General features: G+C 59.9%; 17 protein-coding genes. 12 read left to right on the top strand and 5 right to left on the bottom strand.

Features of this window, described 5'->3' with window-relative positions:
• The first annotated feature begins 273 nt into the window (after positions 1-273).
• A complete protein-coding gene (gene rlmJ / locus PspR84_RS02555) occupies positions 274-1,113 on the top strand; it encodes a 23S rRNA (adenine(2030)-N(6))-methyltransferase RlmJ (RefSeq protein WP_007915674.1) in 840 nt (279 codons plus the stop codon).
• Between the two features lie 129 nt (positions 1,114-1,242).
• On the opposite strand, the gene msrA is transcribed toward rlmJ, so the two are convergent.
• The 5 genes from msrA to aceE all read right to left on the bottom strand — a co-directional run bounded on the left by msrA (position 1,243) and on the right by aceE (position 11,366).
• Positions 1,243-1,908: a peptide-methionine (S)-S-oxide reductase MsrA gene (gene msrA / locus PspR84_RS02560; RefSeq protein ID WP_160055211.1), complete on the bottom strand. Its 666-nt coding sequence runs from the start codon at positions 1,906-1,908 to the stop codon at positions 1,243-1,245.
• 208 nt (positions 1,909-2,116) lie between these two features.
• Complete coding sequence (locus PspR84_RS02565) at positions 2,117-4,813, bottom strand: GGDEF and EAL domain-containing protein (protein ID WP_160055214.1); 2,697 nt, start codon at positions 4,811-4,813, stop codon at positions 2,117-2,119.
• A 252-nt stretch (positions 4,814-5,065) separates the two neighbouring features.
• The gene (locus PspR84_RS02570) at positions 5,066-6,463 is read right to left on the bottom strand and encodes an alkaline phosphatase D family protein (protein WP_160055217.1); all 1,398 of its coding nucleotides are present in this window, start codon (positions 6,461-6,463) and stop codon (positions 5,066-5,068) included.
• 278 nt (positions 6,464-6,741) lie between these two features.
• Positions 6,742-8,709: a dihydrolipoyllysine-residue acetyltransferase gene (aceF, locus tag PspR84_RS02575; protein WP_160055220.1), complete on the bottom strand. Its 1,968-nt coding sequence runs from the start codon at positions 8,707-8,709 to the stop codon at positions 6,742-6,744.
• 11 nt (positions 8,710-8,720) lie between these two features.
• Positions 8,721-11,366: a pyruvate dehydrogenase (acetyl-transferring), homodimeric type gene (gene aceE / locus PspR84_RS02580; protein WP_007915682.1), complete on the bottom strand. Its 2,646-nt coding sequence runs from the start codon at positions 11,364-11,366 to the stop codon at positions 8,721-8,723.
• 384 nt (positions 11,367-11,750) lie between these two features.
• Here aceE and glnE point away from each other — a divergent pair, with 384 nt between their 5' ends.
• The 11 genes from glnE (at position 11,751) to PspR84_RS02635 (ending at position 25,113) form a co-directional block, all read left to right on the top strand.
• Positions 11,751-14,690 carry a bifunctional [glutamate--ammonia ligase]-adenylyl-L-tyrosine phosphorylase/[glutamate--ammonia-ligase] adenylyltransferase gene (glnE, locus tag PspR84_RS02585; protein WP_160055223.1) on the top strand — a complete coding sequence of 980 codons (2,940 nt, stop codon included), beginning with the start codon at positions 11,751-11,753 and terminating at the stop codon, positions 14,688-14,690.
• A gap of 177 nt (positions 14,691-14,867) precedes the next feature.
• On the top strand, positions 14,868-15,902 hold the full coding sequence (gene waaF, locus PspR84_RS02590; protein ID WP_160055225.1) for a lipopolysaccharide heptosyltransferase II: 1,035 nt from the start codon (positions 14,868-14,870) through the stop codon (positions 15,900-15,902).
• A gap of 1 nt (position 15,903) precedes the next feature.
• Positions 15,904-16,965, top strand: a complete 1,062-nt coding sequence (waaC, locus tag PspR84_RS02595; RefSeq protein WP_016985658.1) for a lipopolysaccharide heptosyltransferase I — start codon at positions 15,904-15,906, stop codon at positions 16,963-16,965.
• A complete protein-coding gene (locus PspR84_RS02600) occupies positions 16,965-18,086 on the top strand; it encodes a glycosyltransferase family 4 protein (RefSeq protein ID WP_160055228.1) in 1,122 nt (373 codons plus the stop codon). Before waaC ends, PspR84_RS02600 begins: the two co-directional genes overlap by 1 nt.
• Positions 18,086-18,892 (top strand): lipopolysaccharide core heptose(I) kinase RfaP, encoded by an 807-nt coding sequence (gene rfaP, locus PspR84_RS02605; RefSeq protein WP_160055231.1) that lies wholly within the window; start codon positions 18,086-18,088, stop codon positions 18,890-18,892. Before PspR84_RS02600 ends, rfaP begins: the two co-directional genes overlap by 1 nt.
• Positions 18,892-19,626 (top strand): lipopolysaccharide kinase InaA family protein, encoded by a 735-nt coding sequence (locus PspR84_RS02610; protein ID WP_160055234.1) that lies wholly within the window; start codon positions 18,892-18,894, stop codon positions 19,624-19,626. Before rfaP ends, PspR84_RS02610 begins: the two co-directional genes overlap by 1 nt.
• The gene (locus PspR84_RS02615; RefSeq protein ID WP_160055237.1) at positions 19,623-20,375 is read left to right on the top strand and encodes a lipopolysaccharide kinase InaA family protein; all 753 of its coding nucleotides are present in this window, start codon (positions 19,623-19,625) and stop codon (positions 20,373-20,375) included. Before PspR84_RS02610 ends, PspR84_RS02615 begins: the two co-directional genes overlap by 4 nt.
• Positions 20,375-21,826: a lipopolysaccharide kinase InaA family protein gene (locus tag PspR84_RS02620; RefSeq protein ID WP_160055239.1), complete on the top strand. Its 1,452-nt coding sequence runs from the start codon at positions 20,375-20,377 to the stop codon at positions 21,824-21,826. The genes PspR84_RS02615 and PspR84_RS02620 overlap by 1 nt, the downstream gene beginning before the upstream one ends.
• Positions 21,827-21,953: 127 nt before the next feature.
• On the top strand, positions 21,954-22,286 hold the full coding sequence (locus PspR84_RS02625) for a YceK/YidQ family lipoprotein (protein ID WP_160055241.1): 333 nt from the start codon (positions 21,954-21,956) through the stop codon (positions 22,284-22,286).
• Between the two features lie 171 nt (positions 22,287-22,457).
• Positions 22,458-24,212 carry a carbamoyltransferase gene (locus PspR84_RS02630; protein WP_123448351.1) on the top strand — a complete coding sequence of 585 codons (1,755 nt, stop codon included), beginning with the start codon at positions 22,458-22,460 and terminating at the stop codon, positions 24,210-24,212.
• Entirely contained in the window at positions 24,205-25,113 is a 909-nt protein-coding gene (locus PspR84_RS02635; protein ID WP_160055244.1) for a glycosyltransferase family A protein, read from the top strand. Before PspR84_RS02630 ends, PspR84_RS02635 begins: the two co-directional genes overlap by 8 nt.
• Positions 25,114-25,176 lie beyond the last annotated feature (63 nt).

Consider the following 25,176-nt stretch of genomic DNA (forward strand, 5'->3'; position numbering starts at 1 on the left):
ATTTGGCTTGGCCAAGCCTGGATGGAGTTGTTGTTTCAGGGGGCGGACCGAGTTGTCTGGGCGATGTGCGCCGACTTCCGCGCTGATCTTCGCTTGGCCAAGCCTGAGATCCCGCTGATCTTTCAGGTCGATGTAACTCGCAAGATCACTCGGTCAGTCCCCTCTCCCTCCGGGAGAGGGCTAGGGTGAGGGCAGGCTTTTGTCCGCTCGGCTGCGAACCCCTGACTTGCCGCCCGGTAAAAGGTAAACTTTGCGCCCTTCGCAGGAGCAGCCATGAATTATCGTCACGCCTTCCATGCCGGCAATCATGCCGATGTGTTCAAACACCTGACCTTGACCCGCCTCATCGCCCTGATGTCGCGCAAGGAGCAGCCGTTTGCCTATCTCGACACGCACGCCGGCATCGGCCTGTATGACTTGCAGGGCGATCAGGCCAACCGTACCGGTGAGTACCTGGAAGGCATCGCGCGCTTGTGGGATCAGCCGGATCTGCCGGCGCTGACCGCCGACTACATGAAGGTGTTGCACGAGATGAACCCGGATGGCCAGCTGCGCTACTACCCGGGTTCGCCGGAGCTGGCGCGGCGCCTGACCCGCCCGCAGGATCGGGTGATGCTCAACGAGAAGCACCCGGAAGACGGCGTGCTGCTCAAGGACAACATGGCCGGTGATCGTCGGGTCAAAGTTCATCTCGGCGAGGGCTGGCACGTTGCACGAGCGATGCTGCCGGTGCAGGAGAAACGCGCAGTGATGTTGATTGATCCGCCGTTCGAGCAGCTCGACGAGATGCAGCGTTGCGCGGCGTCGTTGAAAGAGGCGATTGGCCGGATGCGTCAAACCGTGGCGGCGATCTGGTATCCGGTGAAGGACCAGCGTGCGCTGCGCCGTTTCTATCAGGATCTGGCTGGCACCGGTGCGCCGAAGTTGTTGCGCGTGGAATTGCTGGTGCACCCGCTGGATACGCCGAACAGCCTGAACGGCTCGGGCATGGCGATTGCCAATCCGCCGTGGGGGCTGGAGGAAGAATTGCGTGAGTTGTTGCCGTGGTTATCGAAGAAGCTTGGGCAGACTCAGGGCGGGTGGCAGATGGATTGGTTGATTGCCGAGAGCTGATCAACGGCAAGATCAAAAGATCGCAGCCTGCGGCAGCTCCTACACGGTTCGGCGGCGTCCACCAATGTGCGGACGATCACTGGTCTCCTGTAGGAGCTGCCGAAGGCTGCGATCTTTTGCTTTCAGGATTTAATTGCCTGCCAGGCTCGCTGGCATGCACACGCCGGTGCCGCCAATCCCGCAGTAACCCTCTGGATTCTTCGCCAGATACTGCTGGTGATACGCCTCGGCGAAGTACACGGTCGGCGCCTGTTCGATCTCAGTGCTGATTTCCCCCAGACCTGCCTTCGACAGCTCGGCCTGATAGGTCGCCTTGCTTTTCAGCGCCGCATCCAGATGCTCAGGCGAGGTCGCGTAGATCACCGAGCGGTACTGCGTACCGATGTCGTTGCCCTGACGCATGCCCTGTGTCGGGTTGTGCAGTTCCCAGAACATCGTCAGCAGCTCTTCGTAGCTGACTTTGGCCTTGTCATACACCACCAGCACCACTTCAGCGTGGCCGGTCAGGCCCGAGCAGACTTCTTCGTAGGTCGGATTCGGCGTGAAACCGCCGGCGTAACCGACGACCGTGCTGACCACGCCTTCACGCTGCCAGAAGCGCCGCTCGGCGCCCCAGAAGCAACCCAGACCGAAAATTGCAAAATCGACGTCCTGGAAAAACGGGCCAAGCAGCGGGGTTTCTTCGAAAACGAAGTGCTTTTCAGGCAGGGTCATCGCGGTTTCGCGGCCGGGCAGAGCTTGTTCTTTAGTCGGGAGCACGTTTTTGTTCACCAGAATTTCCGAGCGCAGAACCATGATCGTTCCTCTCAGTCAGGTTGGATGTAAAAAGTCAGACCGCCAGTGTGCCCAATGATGCCCGGTTAATCACTACCCAAAATGTGCTGGTACTCGCACAACATTGTAGGAGTGAGCCTGCTCGCGATAGCGGTGGGTCAGTCAGAGGGTTTGTTGCTGACACACCGCTATCGCGAGCAGGCTCACTCCTACAAGGGATTTGCGGTGTTTATAGGCACAACGGGCCGCGCGGGTAGCGCTTCAGCGCCTGGATCAGTTCGCCGCCCGGGATCGGCCGGTCGAACAGGTAACCCTGGCCGACGTCGCAACGGTGGCGACGCAGGAACGCCAGTTGTTCGGCGGTCTCGATGCCTTCGGCCACGACCTTGAGTTTCAGGTTGTGCGCCATGGCGATCACCGCCGAGGTGATTTCCATGTCGTCCTGGTTGTCGGGGATTTCATGGATGAAGCTGCGATCGATCTTGATGATGTCGATCGGGAATTTCTTCAAATAGCTCAGCGACGAGTAACCGGTGCCGAAGTCGTCCATGGCCAGCGTCAGCCCGAGGCGTTTGAGCTGGTCGAGTTGCAAGTGCGTGTCTTCGGTGGCTTCCAGCAGCAGGCCTTCGGTCAGCTCCAGTTCGAGCAGATAGGCCGGCAGCGCTTCTTCCTTGAGGATGTTGGCGATGGAGGCAACCAGATCCGGGTCGGAAAACTGTTTCGGCGACAGGTTGATCGCCACTTGCAGATTGCCCATCCCCGCAGCGGTCAGCGCTTTGCTCATACGGCAGGCCTGGCGGGCGATCCACTTGCCGATCGGAATGATCAGCCCCGTCTCTTCGGCGACGCTGATGAACTGGTCCGGACGGATCATGCCGCGTTCCGGGTGGTTCCAGCGCAACAGCGCTTCCATGCCCAGCAGGCGCCCGCTGCGCAGGCACAGCTTGGGCTGGTAGAACACGTCCAGCTCGTTCTGAGTCAGAGCGCGGCGCAGGTTGTTTTCAACGAACAGTTTGTAACTGGCCTCGGCGTTCAGCGCCTCGGTAAAGACTTGCACCTGATGTTTGCCGTTGGCCTTGGCTTTGTGCAGCGCCAGACCGGCGTTACGCATCAGCGTTTGCGGGTCGCGACCGTGAAGTGGCGCGCACGCAAGGCCGACCGAGCCGGTAACGCTGATCAACTGGTTGTCAACGAACATCGGTTTATCCAGCGTCGCCAGCAACTGGTTGGCGATCTGCTGGCCGGTCGCCAGATCGGTATCGTCGAGCAACACGGCAAACTCGTTACTGGCGAACCGCGCGAGGCTGCCGCTCGGGCTGAGGCTGTTGCGCAGACGCCGGGCCAGACTGATCAGCAGTTTGTCGCCGGTCTGGTGACCGAGGCTGTCGTTGATCCGCTTGAAGTTGTCGATGTCCACCAGCAACAGGCTGATCGGCGTATCGCTGTCGCGGGCGAAGCGTTCGTCGAGATTGCGGATAAACGCCGGGCGATTGCCGAGGTTGGTCAGGTTGTCGGTGTACGCCAGACGCTCGATGCGCTGCTGCGCCAGTTTGGTCTGGGTGATGTCTTCGTAGATGCCGATGTAGTGCGTCAGCTCGCGGTTGTCGCCATAGACCTTGGAGATCGACAACTGGCCCCAGTACGGTTCGAGATTCTTGCGGCGGCTTTTGAATTCGCCCTGCCAGCTGTTGCTTTTGGCCAGCGCCGAGGGCGCGTCGAACAACAGTTCACTGAGGTTTTCCAGCGCCGGCAGCTCGGACAGACGCTGGCCGTGGACTTCCTCGGTGGTGTACTGGGTGATCGCGGTAAAACTTGGATTGACGTACTCGACCACGCCGTCGCAATTGACCAGCAAAAACGCGTTGGCGCTTTGCTCGACTGCACGCTGGAACAGGTGCAGGGCGCTGGTGGCGGTGCGGCGGTTGTGGTTGTTGATGACTTGCGCGAACTGATCGGCCAGCTCGCCGGCAAAAGCGATTTCGTCGGACTGCCAGGCGCGGGTGACGCCGGTCTGCTCCAGGCACAGCACGCCGACCACTTGGCCATCGACGCGAATACTCGCATCGAGCATCGCGTTGACGTCGCGCGGGCGCAGGGCTTCGGCCATCTCCCGGGTGCGCGGGTCGCGCATCGCGTTGTGCGCATCAATGGCGCGACTGCCGTGCAGGGCCTCCATGTAATCGGGGAAGCTGCTGATGTCGATCACGTCCGGGAGGATGTATTCCTGGGTCGCGCGGTGGTACGCGGAAATCGGCACCAGCTGCTGGCCTTCGAGGTTCCACAGGCTGGCGCAGTCGATTTCATAGATATCGCAGGCGCAGCGGGTGATCAGTTCGGCGGCTTCCTGCAGCGAGTTGTGCGTGCTGTAACGCTGACGAGCGAGCAACAGAATCAAGTCCTGCTGGGCGCGTACGCGCTCCAGGTGCTGCAGTTGTTCCTGCTGGGCGCGCTGGTTGAGTTCCAGGGCGATCTGCAGGCGGGAATTCTGGGTTTCGAGGTCAACGGAGGGCAGTGGCGGCGCTTCGTCGAAGACATGATCGACCGCCAGCAGATAGCCACGCAGCAGATGACGATTGTGTTGTTTGTAGGCTTCGCCCAGTTCCAGGATATTCAGCGCGCCGGCCGCGGTGTGCAGGGTGTATCGCACCAGATAATGCGGGCTGGCGGTCAGCTGTTGCTGGATCGCGTCGTGCAGTTGATAACGCGCTTCGGGTTCCATCAGGCTGGCGTAGGGTGAGCCGACCAGCGCGCAAAGCTCGACGGCCGGCTGACCGAACTGGCGTTCGCAGTTGGGATCGAGAAACAGCATGGCCCAACTGGCTTCATTCAAGCGCTCGAAACGCAGCATGCCGAGCCGCGAGGGCACAGGCAACTGCGTCACTACCTCGGCCGCCATACGGCTGGCGGCATCGGGTTGGCTCTTCATGAAGGGAACTCGCTTGGAAATATGCTGAACGCGCCGGGCTCGCGCCCTCTTTACTGTTGCCTGCGGCAAGGTTGCATCATTGCGGCACCGACTGACAAGAGAGATGAAGGCCAAGTGCTATAAGAATATGTCGGCTGCACTGAACATTTCTCCAGCCTATGGTTGAAAAGAGCCAAAGATCGCAGCCTGCGCCAGTGTCTACAGGGGAATGCGCCCTCTGCAGGAGCTGCCGAAGGCTGCGATCTTCAAGGCTTAGCGCAGTTTTATGGCGATCGACTGCAGCTGTTTGCCATCGCGGTCGTGGTAATTGACCTGAATCTGCCCGGCCTCGACCACCATGTGGGCGAAATTGTCTTCGCTGACCACCGTGCTGGTCAGCTCATGTCGATAATCGCCGGCCGCCGTACGCACCAGCGGCTGATCGAGAATGAACGTGGACGCTTTGGCATATGGCAGCAGTTTGCTGTTGCACAGCGGTGAGGACACCACGGTGTGGACTTCGAAATCCGGGTCTTCACTGTGACTCAAGCGAGCCGTCAGCGAGCCATGCACGTCCCCCGAAATGAACACGACATTCTTGATTCGCCGGGTGCGGATGGTTTCCAGCAAGCGCAAGCGTTGTTCGGGGAAGGCTTTCCAGGCGTCATCGCCGTGAAGTTTTCGATCCGGATAGAACATCACGCTGGTGACCACGAACTTGACCCGCGCCGTGCTGTTGCTCAGCCATTTGAGCAGCGCCTGTTCCTGTGCCTCGTCGAGGATGCGTCGATCATCGGCGGACAAGTTGCGGCGGGTGCGACTGTCAGTGACAAACCATTCGATATCGCCGTCGCTGAATTGATACCAGTAATGCTCAAGTGATGAGTGATCTATTTCACCGTTAGTTGTCAGCGGATGTACCGGGCTGTGACTGGCCTGATACAGTTCATAAGCCGCCATTGCATTGCGGTATAAGTCGGCGTCGGACTTGCTCGCATTGGCGGGCCAGTTGTCTTCGATTTCGTGATCATCGAGAATCATGTAAGTCGAAGTGCCGGACATCAAACGTTTGATATTCGGTTGGGAAAACGCAGCGCGGTATTTACTGAGGATGTCTTTGTATTCGCGGTCCGGTGCGATCAAGTTCAAGTCATCCACATAAATTTGATCGCCAGTCATCAATACCGCACTGATCGGTGGCTGAATGCCTTCGATGATCTGATTGATGGATGCAAAGATCCGGTCGCCCAATTGTGGCAGGGAGGCGATGCCGGCGGTCATGCGCAGGTATCGGCAGGAGCCGATGATATACGCTCTGGCCTGCAGGGGCTTGCTGGACCGAGTGCGCAGGCGATAGATCTCGCGCGGCCATTGCAGCGGCAGTTCGGCGACGCTGTCCGGCGTGTGCACCGGATTCATCGGACTGAACCAGCCGGCCTGATATTCATATTCGGTATCTTCGCTCAAGTTATTGAGGGCGAAAACTTTCGACATGTCACGCAGCTCACTCAGCTGCGCGAAGTTGCCGGTAGACCATTGTTCTGTGCCGGATGGGCGGTAACGTATTCCGGCAAATACCAATGCATTGTTCTGTCGATCGCCACGCATGAATATGCGTGCATGACGAGTTGTAACGTGGCCGACAATCGGGCCGATAGTTGGTTTTAACATGTCGAATCCATTCGAATGAATTTGAATAAACAGGAAGGTTTTTTAAGTTTGCTTAGTTGTTTTTGCTGTGCCTAGGTTAGTTGTGTATCGAATAAAAAAGATCGGGGCCAAGTCGACCAGGGTTGTGGCCGAAATCAGCACGGCTTGTGGGAAAAAGACGAGAAGAGAGTTTTTTCAGGCAAAAAAAAGCCCCGCCAAACTGACGGGGTTGAGGTACGAGCGTGTGGCGCTCGAAAGGGTGCAGCAATCGGCCCTCCGTTGCCGGAGGGCCGATCGAGTTACAGCAGGATCGTGCGGATGTCCGCCAGCAGGCTGCCCAGACGCTGGGTGAAGCGTGCGGCAGCGGCGCCGTTGATCACACGGTGATCGTAGGACAGCGACAGCGGCAGCATCAGTTTCGGCTGGAAGGCTTTGCCGTCCCAGACTGGCTGGATGGTTGCCTTGGAAACACCGAGGATCGCCACTTCCGGCGCGTTGACGATCGGCGTGAAGCCGGTGCCGCCAATGTGGCCGAGGCTGGAAATGGTGAAGCAGGCGCCTTGCATGTCGTCAGCGGTAAGCTTCTTGTCGCGGGCCTTGGCGGCCAGCGCAGCGGCTTCGGCTGCCAGTTGCAGCAGGCTCTTCTGGTCGACGTTCTTGATGACCGGTACCAGCAGGCCATCCGGGGTGTCGACGGCGAAGCCGATGTTCACGTATTTCTTGCGGATGATCGCCTTGCCGCTTGGTGCCAGCGAACTGTTGAAGTCCGGCAGTTCCTTGAGCATGTGCGCGCAGGACTTGAGCAGCAGCGGCAGGATGGTCAGCTTGACGCCAGCCTTCTCTGCAACGGCTTTCTGCGCGACGCGGAACGCTTCCAGCTCGGTGATATCGGCCGAATCGAACTGAGTCACGTGCGGGATGTTCAGCCAGCTGCGGTGCAGGCTCGACGCGCCGATCTGCATCAGGCGAGTCATCGGCACTTCTTCGATTTCGCCGAAACGGCTGAAGTCGACGACCGGAATCGGCGGGATGCCCGCGCCACCGGTTGCGCCAGCAGCAGCGGCCGGTGCTTCCTTGGCCTTCTGCATCATCGCTTTGACGTAAACCTGCACGTCTTCTTTCAAGATACGACCGTGCGGGCCGCTGGCGCCGACAGCGTTGAGCTCGACGCCGAACTCGCGGGCCAGTTGACGCACGGCAGGGCCGGCGTGAACTTTCGCGCCCGGTTTCGCTGGCGTAGCAGCCGGTGCGGCGGCTGGAGCGGCAGCAGGTGCAGCGGCAGCCGGAGCAGCAGCGGCAGGTGCCGGAGCGCTCGGAGCAGCAGCTGGAGCCGGGGCAGCAGCAGGGGCTGCGCCTTTGACTTTCAGCTTCAGAATCAGGTCGCCGGTACCGACTTCGTCATCCAGCTTGATGGAAACGCTTTCCACCACGCCAGCGGCAGGCGATGGAATTTCCATGCTCGCCTTATCGGATTCCAGGGTGATCAGCGACTGGTCGGCTTCAACGCTGTCGCCAGCCTTGACCAACACTTCGATGATCTTGGCTTTGCCAGCCGAACCGATGTCCGGAACGTGGATGTCCTGAACGCTGTCGGCAACCGGAGCTGCTGGCGCGGCTGCCGGAGCAGGCGCAGCGGCAGCGGCCGGAGCAGCAGCCTGAGCCGGAGCGGCAGCCGCAGGGGCCGCAGCACCCGCCACTTCCAGATCCAGAATCAGGTCGCCAGTGCCGACTTCGTCGTTGAGCTTGACGCTGATGGCCTTGACCACGCCAGCGGCAGGCGACGGGATTTCCATGCTCGCCTTGTCGGATTCCAGGGTGATCAGCGATTGATCAGCCTCGACTTTGTCGCCGACCTTGACCTGGATCTCGATGATCTGCGCCTTGCCCGACGAACCGATGTCCGGCACGTGCACTTGCTGAACCGAAGCGGCAGCAGGGGCAGCAGCTGGCGCGGCAGCAGCAGGAGCGGCAGCCGGTTTGGCCTCCGCTTTTGCAGCTGGCGCAGCAGCCGGAGCAGGGGCCGCTTCAGCGGCGCCCTCGACTTCCAGCTCAAGCAGTTCGTCGCCTTCTTTCAGACGGTCGCCCAGCTTTACTTTCAGGCTCTTGATGACGCCGGCTTTCGGGGCCGGCACTTCCATGCTGGCCTTGTCCGATTCCAGGGTCAGGATGCTCTGGTCGGCTTCGATACGGTCGCCGACCTTCACAAACAGTTCAATTACTTCACCTTCACCGCTGCCGATGTCAGGTACGCGAATGAGTTCGCTCACAAAATGTCTCCTCAGCAGTCCAGTGGGTTGCGTTTTTCCGGGTCGATGCCGAACTTGACGATGGCCTCAGCCACGACTTTAGGTTCGATATCACCGCGGTCAGCCAGTGCTTCCAGGGCTGCCAACACCACGAAATGACGGTCAACTTCGAAGAAATGACGCAGTTTCTTGCGGCTGTCGCTGCGGCCGAAACCGTCGGTGCCGAGGACTTTGAATTCCTTGGACGGTACCCACTGACGGATCTGCTCGGCGAACAGCTTCATGTAGTCGGTAGAGGCGATGACCGGACCCTTACGGCCGTTCAGGCACTCTTCGACGTAGCTCAGCTTAGGCTTTTGGCCCGGCTTCAGACGGTTGCTGCGCTCGACAGCGAGGCCGTCGCGACGCAGTTCGTTGAAGCTGGTAACGCTCCACACGTCAGCGCCGACGTTGAACTCTTCACGCAGAATCTTCGCCGCTTCACGGACTTCACGCAGGATGGTGCCGGAGCCCATCAGCTGGACGTGGTGCGCCGCATCGCGAGTGTCTTCTTCGAGCAGGTACATGCCTTTCTTGATGCCTTCTTCGGCACCGGCCGGCATGGCTGGCTGCTGGTACGACTCGTTCATCACGGTGATGTAGTAGAAGATGTCCTGTTGCTCTTCGGTCATCTTCTTCATGCCGTCCTGAATGATCACCGCCAGCTCGTAGCCGTAGGTTGGATCGTAGGTGCGGCAGTTCGGGATGGTTGCAGCCAACAGGTGGCTGTGACCGTCTTCGTGTTGCAGGCCTTCACCGTTCAGGGTGGTCCGGCCGGCGGTGCCGCCGATCAGGAAGCCACGGGTACGGCTGTCGCCGGCAGCCCAGGCCAGGTCGCCAATACGCTGGAAGCCGAACATCGAGTAGAAGATGTAGAACGGCAGCATCGGCTGGTTGTGGCTGGAGTACGAAGTACCGGCGGCGATGAACGAGCTCATGGCGCCTGCTTCGTTGATGCCTTCTTCAAGGATCTGACCTTTCTGGTCTTCCTTGTAGAACATCACCTGGTCTTTATCGACTGGCTCGTAGAGCTGGCCGACGGACGAGTAGATACCGAGCTGACGGAACATACCTTCCATACCGAAGGTACGGGCTTCGTCCGGGATGATCGGAACGATGCGCGGGCCGATTTCCTTGTCCTTGACCAGTTGCGCGAGGATCCGCACGAAAGCCATGGTGGTGGAAATTTCACGGTCGCCGGAACCGTCAAGGATGGCCTTGAGGGTGTCCAGGTCCGGCGTCGGCACGCTGAAGCTTTGTGCGCGGCGCTGAGGCACGAAACCGCCCAGTGCAGTGCGACGCTCGCTGAGGTAGCGGGCTTCGGCGCTGTTTGGCTCTGGCTTGAAGAACGGCAGGTTCTCCAGCTCTTCGTCCTTGACCGGGATGTCGAAACGATCGCGGAACAACTTCAGGCTGTCGACGTCGACTTTCTTGGTGTTGTGCGCAGTGTTTTTCGCTTCGCCGGCACCGGTGCCATAACCCTTGATGGTCTTGGCGAGGATGACGGTTGGTTGTTCTTTGTGGTTGACCGCTTCGTGGTAAGCCGCATAGACCTTGTACGGGTCGTGGCCGCCACGGTTGAGTTTCCAGATCTCGTCGTCGGACAGATCAGCAACCATCGCCTTGAGTTCTGGCGTGTTGAAGAAGTGTTCACGGACGAACGCGCCGTCTTTGGCTTTGTAGTTCTGGTACTCGCCGTCGATGACTTCGTCCATGCGACGTTGCAGGATACCGTCGACGTCTTTGGCCAGCAGTGGGTCCCAGAAACGGCCCCAGATGACTTTGGTCACGTTCCACTGAGCACCGCGGAACACGCCTTCGAGTTCCTGGATGATCTTGCCGTTGCCGCGAACCGGGCCGTCGAGGCGCTGCAGGTTGCAGTTGATGACGAAGATCAGGTTGTCCAGCTTCTCGCGGCCGGCCAGGGAGATTGCGCCCAGGGATTCCGGCTCGTCGCACTCGCCGTCGCCCAGGAAGCACCAGACTTTCTGTTTGCCCGGCTGGATGAAGCCGCGGTGTTCCAGGTACTTCATGAAACGTGCCTGGTAGATCGCTTGAATCGGACCCAGACCCATCGATACGGTCGGGAACTGCCAGAAGTCAGGCATCAGCCAAGGGTGCGGATAGGACGACAGGCCCTGACCGTCGACTTCCTGGCGGAAGTTGTTCATCTGGTCTTCGGTGATGCGGCCTTCCATGAACGCACGGGCGTAAACGCCTGGCGAGGTGTGGCCCTGGAAGTAGATCAGGTCGCCGCCGTGTTCGTCGGTCGGGGCCTGGAAGAAGTAGTTGAAGCCGATGTCATACAGGGTCGCACTGGAAGCGAAGCTGGAGATGTGACCACCCAGGTCAGAATCTTTCAGGTTCGTACGCATTACCATGGCCATCGCGTTCCAGCGCACCAGCGAGCGAATGCGGCGTTCCATGAACAGGTCGCCAGGCATGCGTGCTTCGTGGGTTACCGGGATGGTGTTGCGGTAAGGCGTGGTGATGGCGTAAGGGAGCTGCGAGCCACTGCGGGTCGCGAGTTCGCCCATACGGGTCATCAGATAGTGAGCACGGTCTTCGCCTTCTTTGTCGAGAACCGATTCCAGGGCGTCCAGCCATTCCTGGGTTTCGACGGGATCGAGGTCTTGCATGGCTTGCTCCAGGGCGGAAAGGCTTCCAGAATCGGTTGCCTGAGTTTGCGACTGGCCTTGTGGGCAGACGATTTAAAATTCTTGGATTGCCGATAGGTTGTTCCGGCGGCGTGTAGTTTTACTACAAATCATCCGGCATTTCAGCCTTTCGAATGTATAGACGAGTAGTAAAACTACAGAAGAATGGCTTGTGGCCTCCGGCTGCGTTGTGAGAATAATCGTTAAGGTTGGTCTTTTGCCATCCGAAAAAGGTGAAACTTTGATGTTCGCTGCCAAAGAGAAAGAAATTTCAGCTATTTCTAACTTTTGTTCGACAGTCCTCCGGGTAGCGGGTTTTCACCAATCACTACAAGCGGCCATTTACACGCCGATCAAGGATAGACCATGACCCTGCCCGTGCTTGCCGAACTGCCCGCCATTCTCCTGCCGTTGGTCACTCGATCCGAGCAGTCGTTCCGTACGGCCGTCGCCACGCTGGAGGACGATCACGGCTTCGCGAGCTGGACGCCAGAGCGCTGGGCGCAGTTCGCCCGCGTCACCGCTGCCAGCGAATTCGTCATTGAACAGAGCGTTCGTGACCCTTTGATGTTGCTTGCGCTGGCGCAGTCTGGCGAACTCGACCGGGCTTTCGCGCCGGGTGAATTGTGTGCGCAGATTGCCGCCGCGGTGAACGCTGCCCAGACTGAAGATGAACTCGGTCGCGCCCTGCGTCGTCAGCGCGCTCGCCATCAAGTGCGGATCATCTGGCGCGATCTCACCCGTCAGGCAGATCTGGTGCAAACCTGCCGCGATCTCTCGGACATGGCCGACGCCACCATCGACCAGGCTTATCAATGGTTGTACAGCCGCCATTGCGAACAGTTCGGTACGCCGACCGGCCGCCGCAGCGGTGAGCCGCAGCAAATGGTCATCCTCGGCATGGGCAAGCTCGGCGCCGTCGAGTTGAACCTGTCTTCGGATATCGATCTGATCTTCGCCTACCCCGAGGGCGGTGAAACGGTGGGCGTGAAGCGCTCGCTGGATAATCAGGAATTTTTCATTCGCCTCGGCCAGCGCCTGATCAAGGCGCTGGATCCGATGACCGTTGACGGCTTTGTATTTCGCGTCGACATGCGCCTGCGTCCGTACGGTTCGTCCGGCGCGCTGGTGCTGAGCTTCAACGCGCTGGAGCAGTATTACCAGGATCAGGGCCGTGACTGGGAACGCTACGCGATGATCAAGGCGCGGGTGGTCGCTGGCGATCAGGTCGCGGGCGCGCAGTTGCTCGACATGCTGCGGCCGTTCGTTTATCGGCGTTATCTGGACTTCTCGGCAATCGAAGCGCTGCGCACCATGAAGCAGCTGATCCAGCAGGAAGTGCGGCGCAAGGGCATGGCCGACAACATCAAGCTGGGCTCCGGCGGGATTCGTGAGGTCGAGTTTATTGCTCAGGCCTTTCAGCTGATCCACGGTGGCCGCGACTTGAGCCTGCAGCAGCGTCCTCTATTAAAGGTATTGAGCACGCTGGAGGGGCAGGGCTATCTGCCGCCGGCAGTGATCAGCGAGTTGCGCGAGGGCTACGAGTTTCTGCGCTACACCGAACACGCGATTCAGGCGATTGCCGACCGCCAGACCCAGATGCTGCCGGATGGCGCACAGGATCAGGCGCGCATTGCCTTCATGCTCGGTTTCGCCGACTGGGACGCCTTCCACGAAAAACTGATGTTCTGGCGTGGCCGCGTCGCCTGGCACTTCGCCCAGGTGATTGCCGATCCCGACGAGGAAGAAGGCACCGAAAGCGAAGTGATGGTCGGCGGTGAATGGCTGCCGCTGTGGGAAGAGGCGCAGGACGAAGAGGCGGCGTGCCGGCAGTTGGAGGAGGGCGGTTTTGCCGATGCCAGCAAAGCTCTGAAGGCGCTGGCCGGATTGCGCAGCAGTCCGCAGTTGCGCGCGATGCAGCGGCTGGGGCGTGAGCGTCTTGATGCGTTTATTCCGCGCCTGTTGGCGCAGGCCGTCGAGCATGCCAATCCGGATCTGGTGCTTGAGCGGGTGTTGCCGCTGGTCGAAGCGGTCGCTCGGCGTTCGGCTTATCTGGTCTTGCTGACGGAAAACCCCGGTGCGCTGCGACGCTTGCTGACGCTGTGCGCGGCGAGCCCGTGGATCGCAGAGCAGATCACGCGCTTCCCGCTGCTGATGGATGAATTGCTTAACGAAGGGCGTTTGTTCAAACCGCCCTTGGCGCCGGAACTGGCGGCTGAATTGCGCGAGCGGCTGACGCGGATTCCCGAAGATGACCTCGAACAACAAATGGAAGCCTTGCGCCATTTCAAACTGGCGCACCGCTTGCGCGTCGCCGCCTCGGAAATTGCCGGCAGCCTGCCGCTGATGAAAGTCAGCGATTACCTGACCTGGCTGGCCGAGGCGATTCTCGAGCAAGTGCTGGCCCTGGCCTGGCGCCAGACTGTGGCCAAGTACGGCACGCCACTGCGTACCGACGGCACCTTGTGCGATCCCGGTTTCATCATTGTCGGTTATGGCAAAGTCGGCGGCCTGGAACTGGGGCATGGTTCGGATCTGGATCTGGTGTTTATCCATGACGGCGATCCGCAGGCGGAAACCGACGGACCGAAGTCGATCGATGGCGCGCAGTTCTTCACGCGGCTCGGGCAACGGATCATTCACCTGCTAACGGCGCAGACCAACTCCGGTCAGCTCTATGAAGTGGACATGCGTCTGCGGCCATCCGGGGCCTCGGGGCTGTTGGTCAGCTCGCTGGGTGCGTTTGCCCGCTATCAGGAAAATGAAGCCTGGACGTGGGAACATCAGGCCTTGGTGCGTGCGCGAGTGCTGGTCGGCAGTCAGGATGTCGGTCACGCGTTCGAGAAGGTTCGCGCCCAGGTGCTGGGCAAGGCACGTGATCTGGCGAAGTTGCAACAGGAAGTCAGCGAGATGCGCGCGAAGATGCGCGATAACCTCGGCACCAAGAGCACCGCAGCTGGTACGGCAGCAAATGCCTTCGATGCCACTGCGCCGTTCGACCTCAAGCAGGACGCCGGTGGTATCGTCGATATTGAATTTATGGTGCAATACGCGGCTCTGGCGTGGTCGCAAAGCCACCCGCCACTGCTGCGCTGGACCGATAACATCCGCATTCTGGAAGAGCTGGAGCACGAAGGGCTGATGCCTGCCGAAGATGCCAGCCTGCTGCGCGAGGCCTATAAAGCCTACCGCTCCGCCGCCCACCGGCAGGCCTTGCAGAAGGACGCCGGGGTGATTGCAGGAGACCAGTTTGTTGAAGAGCGGCGACAGGTTTTGCGGATATGGAAAGAGATGGGGCTAAGCTGATAGCGCGCCGATGAAGGCAATGAGATTCAAAAGGTGGGAGCGAGCCTGCTCGCGATAGCGGAGTGACAGTCGACAGTCATGTTGAAGGTAATGACCCATCGCCAGCAATGCCGCTCCCACAGTGATTATCGAGGCGGGGAGGCGTAAATGCCTCCCCGGTTCGTTTATGGAAACCACATGAATATTCTGATCGTTGGGCCCAGTTGGGTCGGTGACATGGTGATGGCGCAGACACTGTTTCAGTGTCTCAAGCAGCGCCACCCGCAATGCGAAATCGACGTGCTGGCCCCCGAGTGGAGCCGGCCGATCCTTGAACGCATGCCTGAAGTGCGCAAGGCCTTGAGCTTTCCGCTCGGTCACGGCGCGCTGGAATTGGCAACGCGTCGGCGCATCGGTAAGTCCCTGCGCGGCCAGTACGACCAGGCGATCCTACTGCCCAACTCATTGAAGTCGGCGCTGGTGCCGTTTTTCGCCGGCATCCCGAAGCGCACCGGCTGGCGTGGTGAGTTCCGCTACGGCTTGCTCAATGATGTGCGCGCCCTCGATAAACAACGCTATCCACTGATGATCGAGCGTTTCATGGCGTTGGCCTATGAAGCGAGTGCCGAGCTGCCGAAACCCTATCCACGTCCGAGTCTGCAAATCGACCCGGTGACCCGCGACGCCGCACTGGCCAAGTTTGGCCTGACGCTCGACCGCCCAGTGTTGGCCTTGTGCCCCGGCGCCGAGTTCGGCGAATCGAAGCGCTGGCCGTCCGAGCACTACGCGAAAGTCGCCGAAGCATGTATCCGCGAAGGCTGGCAGGTGTGGTTGTTCGGTTCGAAAAACGATCACTCGGTCGGTGAAGACATTCGCGCACGGCTGATCCCGGGCCTGCGAGAAGAATCGGTCAACCTCAGCGGCGGCACGTCGCTGGCTGAAGCCATCGACCTGATGTCCTGTGCCGACTCGGTGGTCTCCAACGATTCCGGTCTGATGCACGTCGCCGCTGCGCTGAACCGCCCATTGGTGGCAGTCTACGGCTCGACCTCGCCGGGCTTCACCCCGCCGTTGGCCGAACACGTCGAAGTGGTGCGTCTGGGCCTCGATTGCAGCCCGTGCTTCGACCGTACCTGCCGCTTCGGCCATTACAACTGCCTGCGCCAGCTGATGCCGGACGCGGTCAACGATGCCTTGCAGAAGTTGCAGGGCTCTGTGGTCGAGGTTCATTAAGTTGCGGGTACTGCTGATCAAGACTTCATCGCTGGGCGACGTGATTCATGCGTTGCCGGCGCTGACCGACGCCGCCCGGGCCATCCCCGGGATCAAATTCGACTGGGTCGTCGAGGAAGGCTTCGCCGAGATTCCGACCTGGCACCCGGCCGTTGGCAAAGTGATTCCGGTGGCGATCCGCCGCTGGCGCAAGAACATCTGGAAGACCATCACCAGCGGTGAGTGGAAACGCTTCAAGCAAAGCGTGCGCGCGAATAAATACGATTTGGTGATCGACGCCCAAGGCCTGCTGAAAAGTGCCTGGCTGACCCGTTACGTCAAAGCGCCGGTGGCGGGCCTCGATAAAGGTTCGGCCCGCGAACCGATGGCGTCGCGGTTCTACGATCGCAAGTTGGCCGTGGCCCGTGGTCAGCACGCTGTCGAGCGTGTGCGGCAGTTGTTCGCCATCGCCCTCGGTTACGACTTGCCCAAAGGTTTGGGCGACTACGGCCTCAACGTCGAACGTCTGGTCGAGTTACCGCGCAAAAATGCTTTTGTGGTGTTCCTGCACGGCACCACGTGGGACACCAAACACTGGCCGGAAAGCTACTGGCGCGAACTGACCGAACGCGTCGGTTACCTCGGCGTCGGCGTCAAGTTGCCGTGGGGCAACCCGCAGGAAAAGGCTCGTGCCGAACGCATCGCTGCCGGTTTCAAGCACGCCGAAGTGCTGCCGAAGCTGAATCTGGCCGGCGTCGGCAAAGTCCTTGCCGGTGCGCAAGCGTGCGTCGCGGTGGACACCGGTCTCGGCCATTTGGCCGCTGCACTGGACGTGCCGACCATCTCGCTGTTCGGCCCGACCAACCCGGGCCTGACCGGCGCCTACGGCAAACTGCAGATTCACCTGGCCAGCGACTTCCCGTGCGCGCCGTGCCTGCAAAAGAAATGTACCTATCAACCGACCGCGCAAGATGCCCGTCAGTTTGACCTGAAGCGTGAACAGCCTCTGTGCTTCACGCGTCTGAACCCCGAGCGTGTCGCCAGCCGACTGAGCACGTTGTTAATGGCTGAGGAGCTGCGCTGATGCAATTGGCATTCGTCCTGTACAAATATTTCCCGTTCGGTGGCTTGCAGCGCGACTTCATGCGCATCGCCCTCGAATGCCAGAAGCGCGGTCATCAGATTCGCGTTTATACGCTGATCTGGGAAGGCGACGTGCCGCCCGGCTTCGAAGTACTGGTGGCGCCGGTCAAGGCGTTCTTCAACCACCGTCGCAACGAAAAACTCAGCGCGTGGATGGCAGCGGACCTGGCCAAGCGCCCGGTCGATCGCCTGATCGGGTTCAACAAGATGCCGGGGCTGGACGTCTACTACGCCGCCGATGGCTGCTTCGAAGACAAGGCGCAGAACTTGCGCAATTCGCTGTACCGCCGCTGGGGCCGTTATCGCCACTTTGCCGAGTACGAGCGCGCAGTGTTCGCCAAGGATGCGAAGACCGAAGTGCTGATGATTTCCGAAGTGCAGCAGCCGCTGTTCATCAAACATTACGACACGCCGCTTGAGCGTTTCCATCTGCTGCCGCCAGGCATCGCCCAGGATCGTCGCCGCCCGGCGGATGCCGATGAGATTCGCGCCGGTTTCCGTGCTGAATTCAATCTGAAGGACGACGAGCTGCTGCTGGTGCAGATCGGCTCCGGGTTCAAGACCAAGGGCGTTGATCGCAGCCTGAAAGCGCTGGCGGCATTGCCCGCTGAGCTGAAGACGCGTACCCGGCTGTTTGTAATCGGCCAGGATGACCCCAAATTGTTCCAGATGCAGAGCGCGACTTTGGGTCTGGGCGATAACGTTACGTTCCTCAAGGGGCGCAGCGATATCCCGCGTTTCCTGCTCGGCGCCGACCTGTTGATCCACCCGGCGTACAACGAGAACACCGGTACGGTGTTGCTGGAAGCGCTGGTCGCCGGTTTGCCGGTGCTGGTCAGCGCGGTCTGCGGTTACGCCCATTACATTGCCGAGGCAGACGCCGGGCGAGTGCTGGACGAGCCATTCGATCAGGCACAGCTGACGCAATACCTGACCGACATGTTGAATGACGACGCTGCACGGGCGGCCTGGAGCCGCAATGGTCTGGCCTTCGCCGACACGGCCGACCTCTACAGCATGCCGCAGCACGCGGCGGATGTGATTCTGGCGGAGCACGCTTAATGAAGTTGATGCTGGCTGAACCGTTCAAAAGCCTTTGGGCCGGACGCGACCCGTTCGCCGAAGTCGAAGGCTTGCAGGGCGAGGTATACCGCGAGCTGGAAGCACGCCGGACACTGCGCACGGAAGTCGACGGTAACGGATTCTTCGTGAAGATCCACCGTGGCATTGGTTGGGGCGAGATCTTCAAGAACCTGCTGACCGCCAAGCTGCCGGTACTCGGCGCAGGTCAGGAGTGGACAGCCATTCAGCGTCTGCAGGAAGTCGGCGTGCCGACCATGACCGCCGTCGCTTACGGCGAGAAGGGCAGCAATCCGGCGGATCAGCACTCGTTCATCGTCACCGAAGAGCTGGCGCCGACCATCAGCCTCGAAGACTTCAGCATCGACTGGGGCAAGCAGCCGCCCGAGCCGAAACTCAAGCGCGCGCTGATTGCCGAAGTCGCGCGCATGACTGGCATGATGCATCGCGCCGGCGTCAACCATCGCGACTGCTACATCTGCCATTTCCTGCTGCACACCGATAAACCGGTGACGCCGCAAGACTTCAAACTCTCGGTGATCGACCTGCACCGCGCCCAGACTCGCGCGAAGATTACTCAGCGCTGGCGCAACAAGGATCTGGCCGCACTGTACTTTTCCGCGCTGGACATCGGCCTGACCCGCCGCGACAAGCTGCGCTTTCTCAAGGGCTATTTCCAGCAGCCGCTGCGCCAGATCCTGGCGCAAGAAGCGCCGCTGCTGAACTGGCTGGAAGGCAAAGCCAATAAACTCTACGCACGCAAGCAGCGTTACGGGGATGCGCTCTGATGGCGGGTTGGACTCTCGAGCCGCAATACGGCGAGCTCGCCGAAGACTTCGGCAGCCTCGAAGCGGTATTTGCGTTGCAGGGCGAACGCCTGACCCGTGACCCGCTGTCGGAAGTGATTCGCGTGCAGCGCAACGGCGTCAACTATTACGTCAAACGCTATGTCGGCGCCGGTAAAGGTCTACGCCGCTACCTCGGCAAGCCGCGGGTAAAGATGGAATGGCAGAACCTCAAGCGCTTCGCCAAGTGGGGCATTCCCACCGCTGAAGTGGTCGCTTGGGGGCTGGAACGACGTGGCGCGGCGTATGACCGTGGCGCGATGATCACCCGCGAACTGCCGCACACCGAAGACCTCTCGGCGCTCGCCGAGCGCAAGGATCCGAAGCTCAAGGATCGCGTCTGGGTCGACGCTGTCAGTCGGCAACTGGCCGGTTATACCCGGACGATGCATGATCACCGATTTACCCATAACGATCTGAAATGGCGCAACCTGTTGATCGATGACCAGGCGCGTATATTTCTGATCGATTGCCCTAACGGCGAGTTCTGGCGCGGCTTCTGGCTCAAGTATCGGATCACCAAGGATCTGGCCTGTCTCGATAAACTCGCCAAATACCACCTGTCCAATACCCAACGCCTGCGCTTCTATAAGCAATACCGCCAGTGCGATCGGCTTGATAGCGCCGACAAGAAACGGATTCGGCACGTGGTGAGATTTTTCGAGGGACGCGAATGACTGATTTTCTCGCCGCTGAAGACCGCGCGCTGCTTGAGCGCCATGGTCTCGGCAGTTTCGACGCATTGTGGGCCAAGCAGCTTGAAGCTGTGGATGAACCCAATACCGCCCGTGGTGGCTGGAGTAGCGTCTTCCGTCTGGACCTGGAAGGGCAGGGCTATTACCTCAAGCGCCAGAGCAATTACCTGACGCGCACTTTGCACGCGCCTTTCGGTGAACCCAGTTTTGCCCGTGAGTTTCGCAATATCAGTCGCTATCGCAAGCTCGGCATACCCGCGCTGCAGGCGGCGTTCTTCGGTGAACGCAAGGTCAATGGCGAAGTTCGCGCGATCCTGCTGACCCGCGCTCTGGACGGCTGGAGCGATCTGGAATCGCTGTTGCAGCGTTGGGCGCAGCTCAGTGCCGCGCAACAGTCGGCCATCCTCAAGGCTTGCGGATTGCTGGCTCGACATCTGCACGGTGTGCGTCAGGTGCACGGCTGCTTCTATCCCAAACATATTTTTCTGCGAGCCAGCGGTGACGGGTATCAGGCGCAATTGATCGACCTGGAAAAAACCCGTCCTTTATTGTTCGGCATGCGTGACCGGATCAAGGATCTGGAGCCGCTGCAACGCCGCGCGCCGGAATGGAACGAGGCGCAACTGCGTGAATTGCTCGCGGCTTATCTCGATCAGCCCACCGATAGCTCGCTGCTCGACAGCTGGCTGGCCCGGCTGACCGCGCGCCGCAGTCACAAGGAGACGCGCTGATGCAATTGTCCGAGCTGGCCGGTGTCGGGCGAACCCCGCAACTGCCGCTGACCGTGACCCTGGCCGATGCCGCCGGAAATGCGGATCTGCAATTGCTTAGTTTGCTGCGGGTTCTGCCAGGGCAACGCTACGTCGGCGCCGGTGTCTGGCGTGGCCGTCCGGTACTGGCCAAATTGCTGGTCGGCGGCAAGGCTGCCCGGCATTTTCAGCGTGAGCTGGAAGGCGTGCGCTTGTTGGCCGCGCAAGGCATGACGACACCGTTGTTGCTGGCCGACGGTTTGAACAGTGACGAAGGTGGCTGGCTGCTGTTCGATTTCCTTGAAGGCGCCGAAAGCCTTGGCGATGCCTGGGCAAAGGTCGAGTCGCTGCCGTTGCTCGCAGATGAACAGTCGGCGGTATTGGCCGAGGCGCTCGGCGCCATTGGCCAATTGCACGGCAAAGGCCTCTGGCAGGAGGATCTGCACCTGGATAATCTGCTGCGTCACGGCGGCCAGTTGTACTTGATTGACGGCGCCGGAGTATGCGCAGAGACCGCTGGTCAGCCGTTGTCGCGACAAAAAGTCCTGGAAAATCTCGGGGTATTTTTCGCCCAGTTACCCAAGGCGCTTGAGCCGTTCACTGAAGAATTGCTGGTGTATTACCTGTTGAGCAACAGCGAGCACGCGCTCCCGCTGGAAGCCTTGCAGAAACAGATCGACAAAGTACGCCGGTGGCGTCTGAAAGACTTTCTGCTCAAGGTCGGTCGCGAGTGCACGCTGTTCAGTGTGCAGCGTGGAGCGTTCGGTCTGCGCGCAATTCGTCGTGAAGAAGAGCCGGCCATGCTGCCGGTGCTTGCGCAGGCGGATGCGCTGCTTGATCAGGGCCATATGTACAAGACCGGTGGTGCGGCGAGCGTCGGCAAGGTTCAGGCCGGTGTGCGCACTCTGGTGATCAAACGCTACAACATCAAGGGCTTTGCGCATTGGCTCAAGCGTTTCTGGCGTCCGAGTCGCGCCTGGCATTCGTGGCGTGAAGGCAATCGCCTGGCGTTCCTCGGCATCGCTACGCCCAAGCCGCTGGCGGTGCTGGAGAAGCGCTTTTTTTGGCTGCGCAGCCGTGCGTATCTGGTGACCGAGTTCCTGCCGGGGCCGGATATCATCGAGCGCTTTGCGCCCTATGTTGAAAGTGGCGAAGCACCGGAGGCAGAATTGCAGGCGCTGGACCTGTTGTTCGCGCGATTGATTGACGAGCGCATCAGCCATGGCGACTTCAAGGGGCACAACCTGTTCTGGCAGCAGGATCGCTGGGCACTGATCGATCTGGATTCGATGTGTCAGCATGGAACTATCGGCAGTTTCGCGCCGGCCTATGCCCGTGACCGTGCGCGATTCATGCGTAACTGGCCTGAAAGCAGCGCGCTGTATCAGATTATTGATCATCGTTTGCCCAAGGACATTTCCAGCGCGGCCTGAGTCAAACCACTACAGCAGTGGAGGACAAGATTCAGCGACTTGTCCTACAGCCTCTCCAGAAGCCATGAACTGTGCCCCGTTCAGCCCCGATGCTAATTTGCCCAACGACCTTGGAGGGCGAATTTTAATGATCAGACAGGCTGTAACAGTGAGTGCATTTTCATGGGTTCTGGCCGGCTGTGGCAGCGTCATGACCGTATTGCAGGACGATGCCGACGTCGCCCGGGACATGCGCAAACAAAACACCTACTGCCAATCGATTCCGCGGATTTACAGCGGGCTGGCATTCGATTTCTGCGTGCTTAACGCGCCCCCTGATCCCAGCGGATTTCTGGTGCCGTTCGTGCTGCTGGATCTGCCATTGTCCGGTGTATTCGATACAGTAGCGTTGCCTTATACGGTTTTTCGTCAGGTCACCGACGGCAACCTCGGTATTTACTGGCGCAAGGGCGGTTATTGAGGTACAGGGCAAGGTTTCTCCAATCCATTCACCCTGGGGCAATCGCGCAGGGTAATTCCCCTCTCGTTTACGCTATAATCCCGCCCTTTAGCTGTCACTCGCCCTGTGCGAGGGCACATCAATTTTCAAGGCGCATCGCGCCTGCACGCAGACTAAAGAGGCTAGACCCCTGTGGCATTGACGATTCTTGGCCTGTCCGGCGCCCTTAGCCATGATCCTTCAGCGGCCTTGTACATCGACGGCAAGCTGGTGGCGGCGGCTGAAGAAGAGCGCTTCGTACGCGATAAACATGCAAAGAACCGCATGCCCTACGAATCGGCGAAGTTCTGTCTGGAACAGGCCGGCATCAAGCCGTCCGATGTTGACGTGGTCGCGATTCCATTTGCCCCGATCAGCCTGTTCGGCAAGGCGCGCTGGCACTACGCCAAGCGTTATTGGTATGCGCCGGACCGCGCGCTTGATGCGATCCTGATGGGCAATCGCCGTTACAAGCGCTATCGCAACAAGATTGTCTGGTGCCTGGAACAACTGGGTTTCGATCCGAAAAAAATCAAGATCGAGCCGGTCGAGCACCACCTGGCTCACGCCTCCAGCGCCTACCACTGCTCGGGTTTCAAAGAAAAAACCGCGATCCTCGGTATTGACGGCAAGGGCGAGTACGCCACAACCTTTTTCGGCTATGGCGAAAACGGCAAGATCCACAAGATCAAGGAATTCTTCGATCCTGACTCCCTCGGCGGCCTGTATGGCGCGATCACCGAGTTCCTCGGTTTCGAGATGCTTGATGGTGAGTTCAAGGTCATGGGCATGGCGCCGTACGGCGACGCCAGCAAATACGACTTCTCGCGTCTGGCCTCGTTCGAGAACGGCGAGTTGGTGATCAACACCGACTACGCCAACGTGATCGGCCTGCGTCGCTACAAAGAGAAGGGCAAAGGTTTCTACTTCTCGCCGAAGCTGATCGAGTGGCTGGGTCCGAAACGCGAAGGCGACATCGCTGACGAGCCATACATCCACTACGCCGCGAGCATGCAAGCGCTGTTCGAGAAACTGGCGTTGCAGATGATCGACCACTACCTGGGCGATGTGCTCAAGGAAACCGGCAAGCTGGCATTCGCCGGTGGCTGTGCGTTGAACGTCAAACTGAACCAGAAAATCATCGCTCGCGACGACATCAAAGAGCTGTTCGTTCAGCCGGCGTCCGGCGATGCCGGCACTGCAGTCGGCGCCGCTGCCTACGTGTCGCACGCTCGTGGCGTACCGGTCGAGAAGATGGAGCACGTCTATCTCGGCCCGTCGTACAGCAACGAAGACGTGATTGCCGCCTGCGCGCGTCACGAGAACAAGCCGACCTGGCGCAAGCTCGACAACATGCCTGAGCAGATCGCCAAGATCATGGTCGATGGCAACCCGGTGGCCTGGTTCCAGGGACGTATGGAGTTCGGTCCACGCGCACTCGGCGGCCGCTCGATCATCGGTTGCCCGAGCGTGGCTGGTGTGGCTGACCGCATCAACCACCAGATCAAGTTCCGCGAGCGCTGGAGGCCTTTCTGCCCGTCGATGCTCGACACCGTTGCGCCACAGATGATCAAGATCGATCACCCGGCACCGTTCATGACCTTCACGTTCGAAGTGGCGGAAGAGTGGAAGACCCGCGTACCGGAAGTTGTCCACGAAGATGGCACCTCCCGTGCCCAGGTGCTCAAGCGTGAATACAACCCACGCTACTACGACATGATGAAGGCGCTGGAAAACCTGACCGGCAACGGCGTATCGCTGAACACCTCGCTCAACCGTCGTGGCGAACCGATGATCTGCTCGCCGACTGACGCACTGAACATGTTTTTCGGCTCTGATCTGGAATACCTGATCATGGAAGATATTCTGGTCGTAAAAGAGGGTGTAAAAGGATACGAACTTGACTGAAACACTGATCAGCGTCGTCATTCCGGTTTACAACTATGCGCGAACGCTTCCACGTGCAGTGGAATCGGTGTTGGCGCAGTTGGATGAGGCGACCGCGGATCTGCTGGTCATCGACGACGGGTCAACGGACGATACCCCCGAGGTAGTCGAAAACCTCCTGCTCAAGCATGGCGGGCGCTTCCGTGCGCTGCGCAAAGCCAATGGCGGCTTGTCGTCGGTGCGCAATCGTGGGCTTGAGGAGACGACCGGGCGGTATCTGGTATTCCTCGACTCCGATGACGAAATGGCTCCCGGCGCACTGGCTGCGCTTTCTGAGCATATCGCCAGTCATCCGCACAGCCTGATGGTGATCGGTGCACATTGGTCGGTGTTCGCCGACGGGCGACGCAGCTTGCAGGCGGCCAAGCCGTTGCCTGTGACGCCGCGGCAGCGCTTGCAGGGTTACCTGTTGAGCAAGACGGTATCGATTTCCAACGGTGCCTGCGCGATGCATCGCGATGTGTTCGTTATGGGTAATTACCCGGAACACTTGCGCAACGTCGAGGATTTGCCAGTGTTTGCCCAGGTGCTGGCGCGCTATCCCTGCACCGTTCTGGACAAGCCTTTGGCGTTGATCTACAAGCATGCCGACAGCATGCGCCATGATTTGCGGCAAAGCCTTGCCGCCGGTACGGAGCAGGTCGTCAGCGAAGTCTTTTCCAGTCGACGAATGCCCGACGAAATGAGTGATTTACGCCAGGCCTTTCTTGCGCAGCGCTGCTTGTCGTTGTTTCGTGACTGTTATTCCCATGGCGAGTACAAGCTGGCCAAGGCATTCTATTTTCAGGCCTTGCGTGCGGACTGGCGGACGTTTTCGCGCTGGTCCTACACGCGTAAGGCGTTGCGGTTGCTGTTTCGGTAAACGGGTCGCGGAGACTACGCGGGCCTTGTAACGGATGTCGGTGAGGTGGCTGGGTGAAAGGTA

This window comes from Pseudomonas sp. R84 (assembly GCF_009834515.1).
Classification (GTDB): domain Bacteria; phylum Pseudomonadota; class Gammaproteobacteria; order Pseudomonadales; family Pseudomonadaceae; genus Aquipseudomonas.

Excerpts from the sequence above, each read along its gene's own strand:
- msrA (WP_160055211.1), bottom strand. The coding sequence starts at position 1,908 with ATGGTTCTGCGCTCGGAAATTCTGGTGAACAAAAACGTGCTCCCGACT.
- PspR84_RS02565 (WP_160055214.1), bottom strand. The coding sequence starts at position 4,813 with ATGAAGAGCCAACCCGATGCCGCCAGCCGTATGGCGGCCGAGGTAGTG.
- rlmJ (WP_007915674.1), top strand. The coding sequence starts at position 274 with ATGAATTATCGTCACGCCTTCCATGCCGGCAATCATGCCGATGTGTTC.
- PspR84_RS02620 (WP_160055239.1), top strand. The coding sequence starts at position 20,375 with ATGCAATTGTCCGAGCTGGCCGGTGTCGGGCGAACCCCGCAACTGCCG.
- waaF (WP_160055225.1), top strand. The coding sequence starts at position 14,868 with ATGAATATTCTGATCGTTGGGCCCAGTTGGGTCGGTGACATGGTGATG.
- aceE (WP_007915682.1), bottom strand. The coding sequence starts at position 11,366 with ATGCAAGACCTCGATCCCGTCGAAACCCAGGAATGGCTGGACGCCCTG.
- glnE (WP_160055223.1), top strand. The coding sequence starts at position 11,751 with ATGACCCTGCCCGTGCTTGCCGAACTGCCCGCCATTCTCCTGCCGTTG.
- PspR84_RS02625 (WP_160055241.1), top strand. The coding sequence starts at position 21,954 with ATGATCAGACAGGCTGTAACAGTGAGTGCATTTTCATGGGTTCTGGCC.
- PspR84_RS02570 (WP_160055217.1), bottom strand. The coding sequence starts at position 6,463 with ATGTTAAAACCAACTATCGGCCCGATTGTCGGCCACGTTACAACTCGT.
- PspR84_RS02615 (WP_160055237.1), top strand. The coding sequence starts at position 19,623 with ATGACTGATTTTCTCGCCGCTGAAGACCGCGCGCTGCTTGAGCGCCAT.
- rfaP (WP_160055231.1), top strand. The coding sequence starts at position 18,086 with ATGAAGTTGATGCTGGCTGAACCGTTCAAAAGCCTTTGGGCCGGACGC.
- PspR84_RS02600 (WP_160055228.1), top strand. The coding sequence starts at position 16,965 with ATGCAATTGGCATTCGTCCTGTACAAATATTTCCCGTTCGGTGGCTTG.
- PspR84_RS02610 (WP_160055234.1), top strand. The coding sequence starts at position 18,892 with ATGGCGGGTTGGACTCTCGAGCCGCAATACGGCGAGCTCGCCGAAGAC.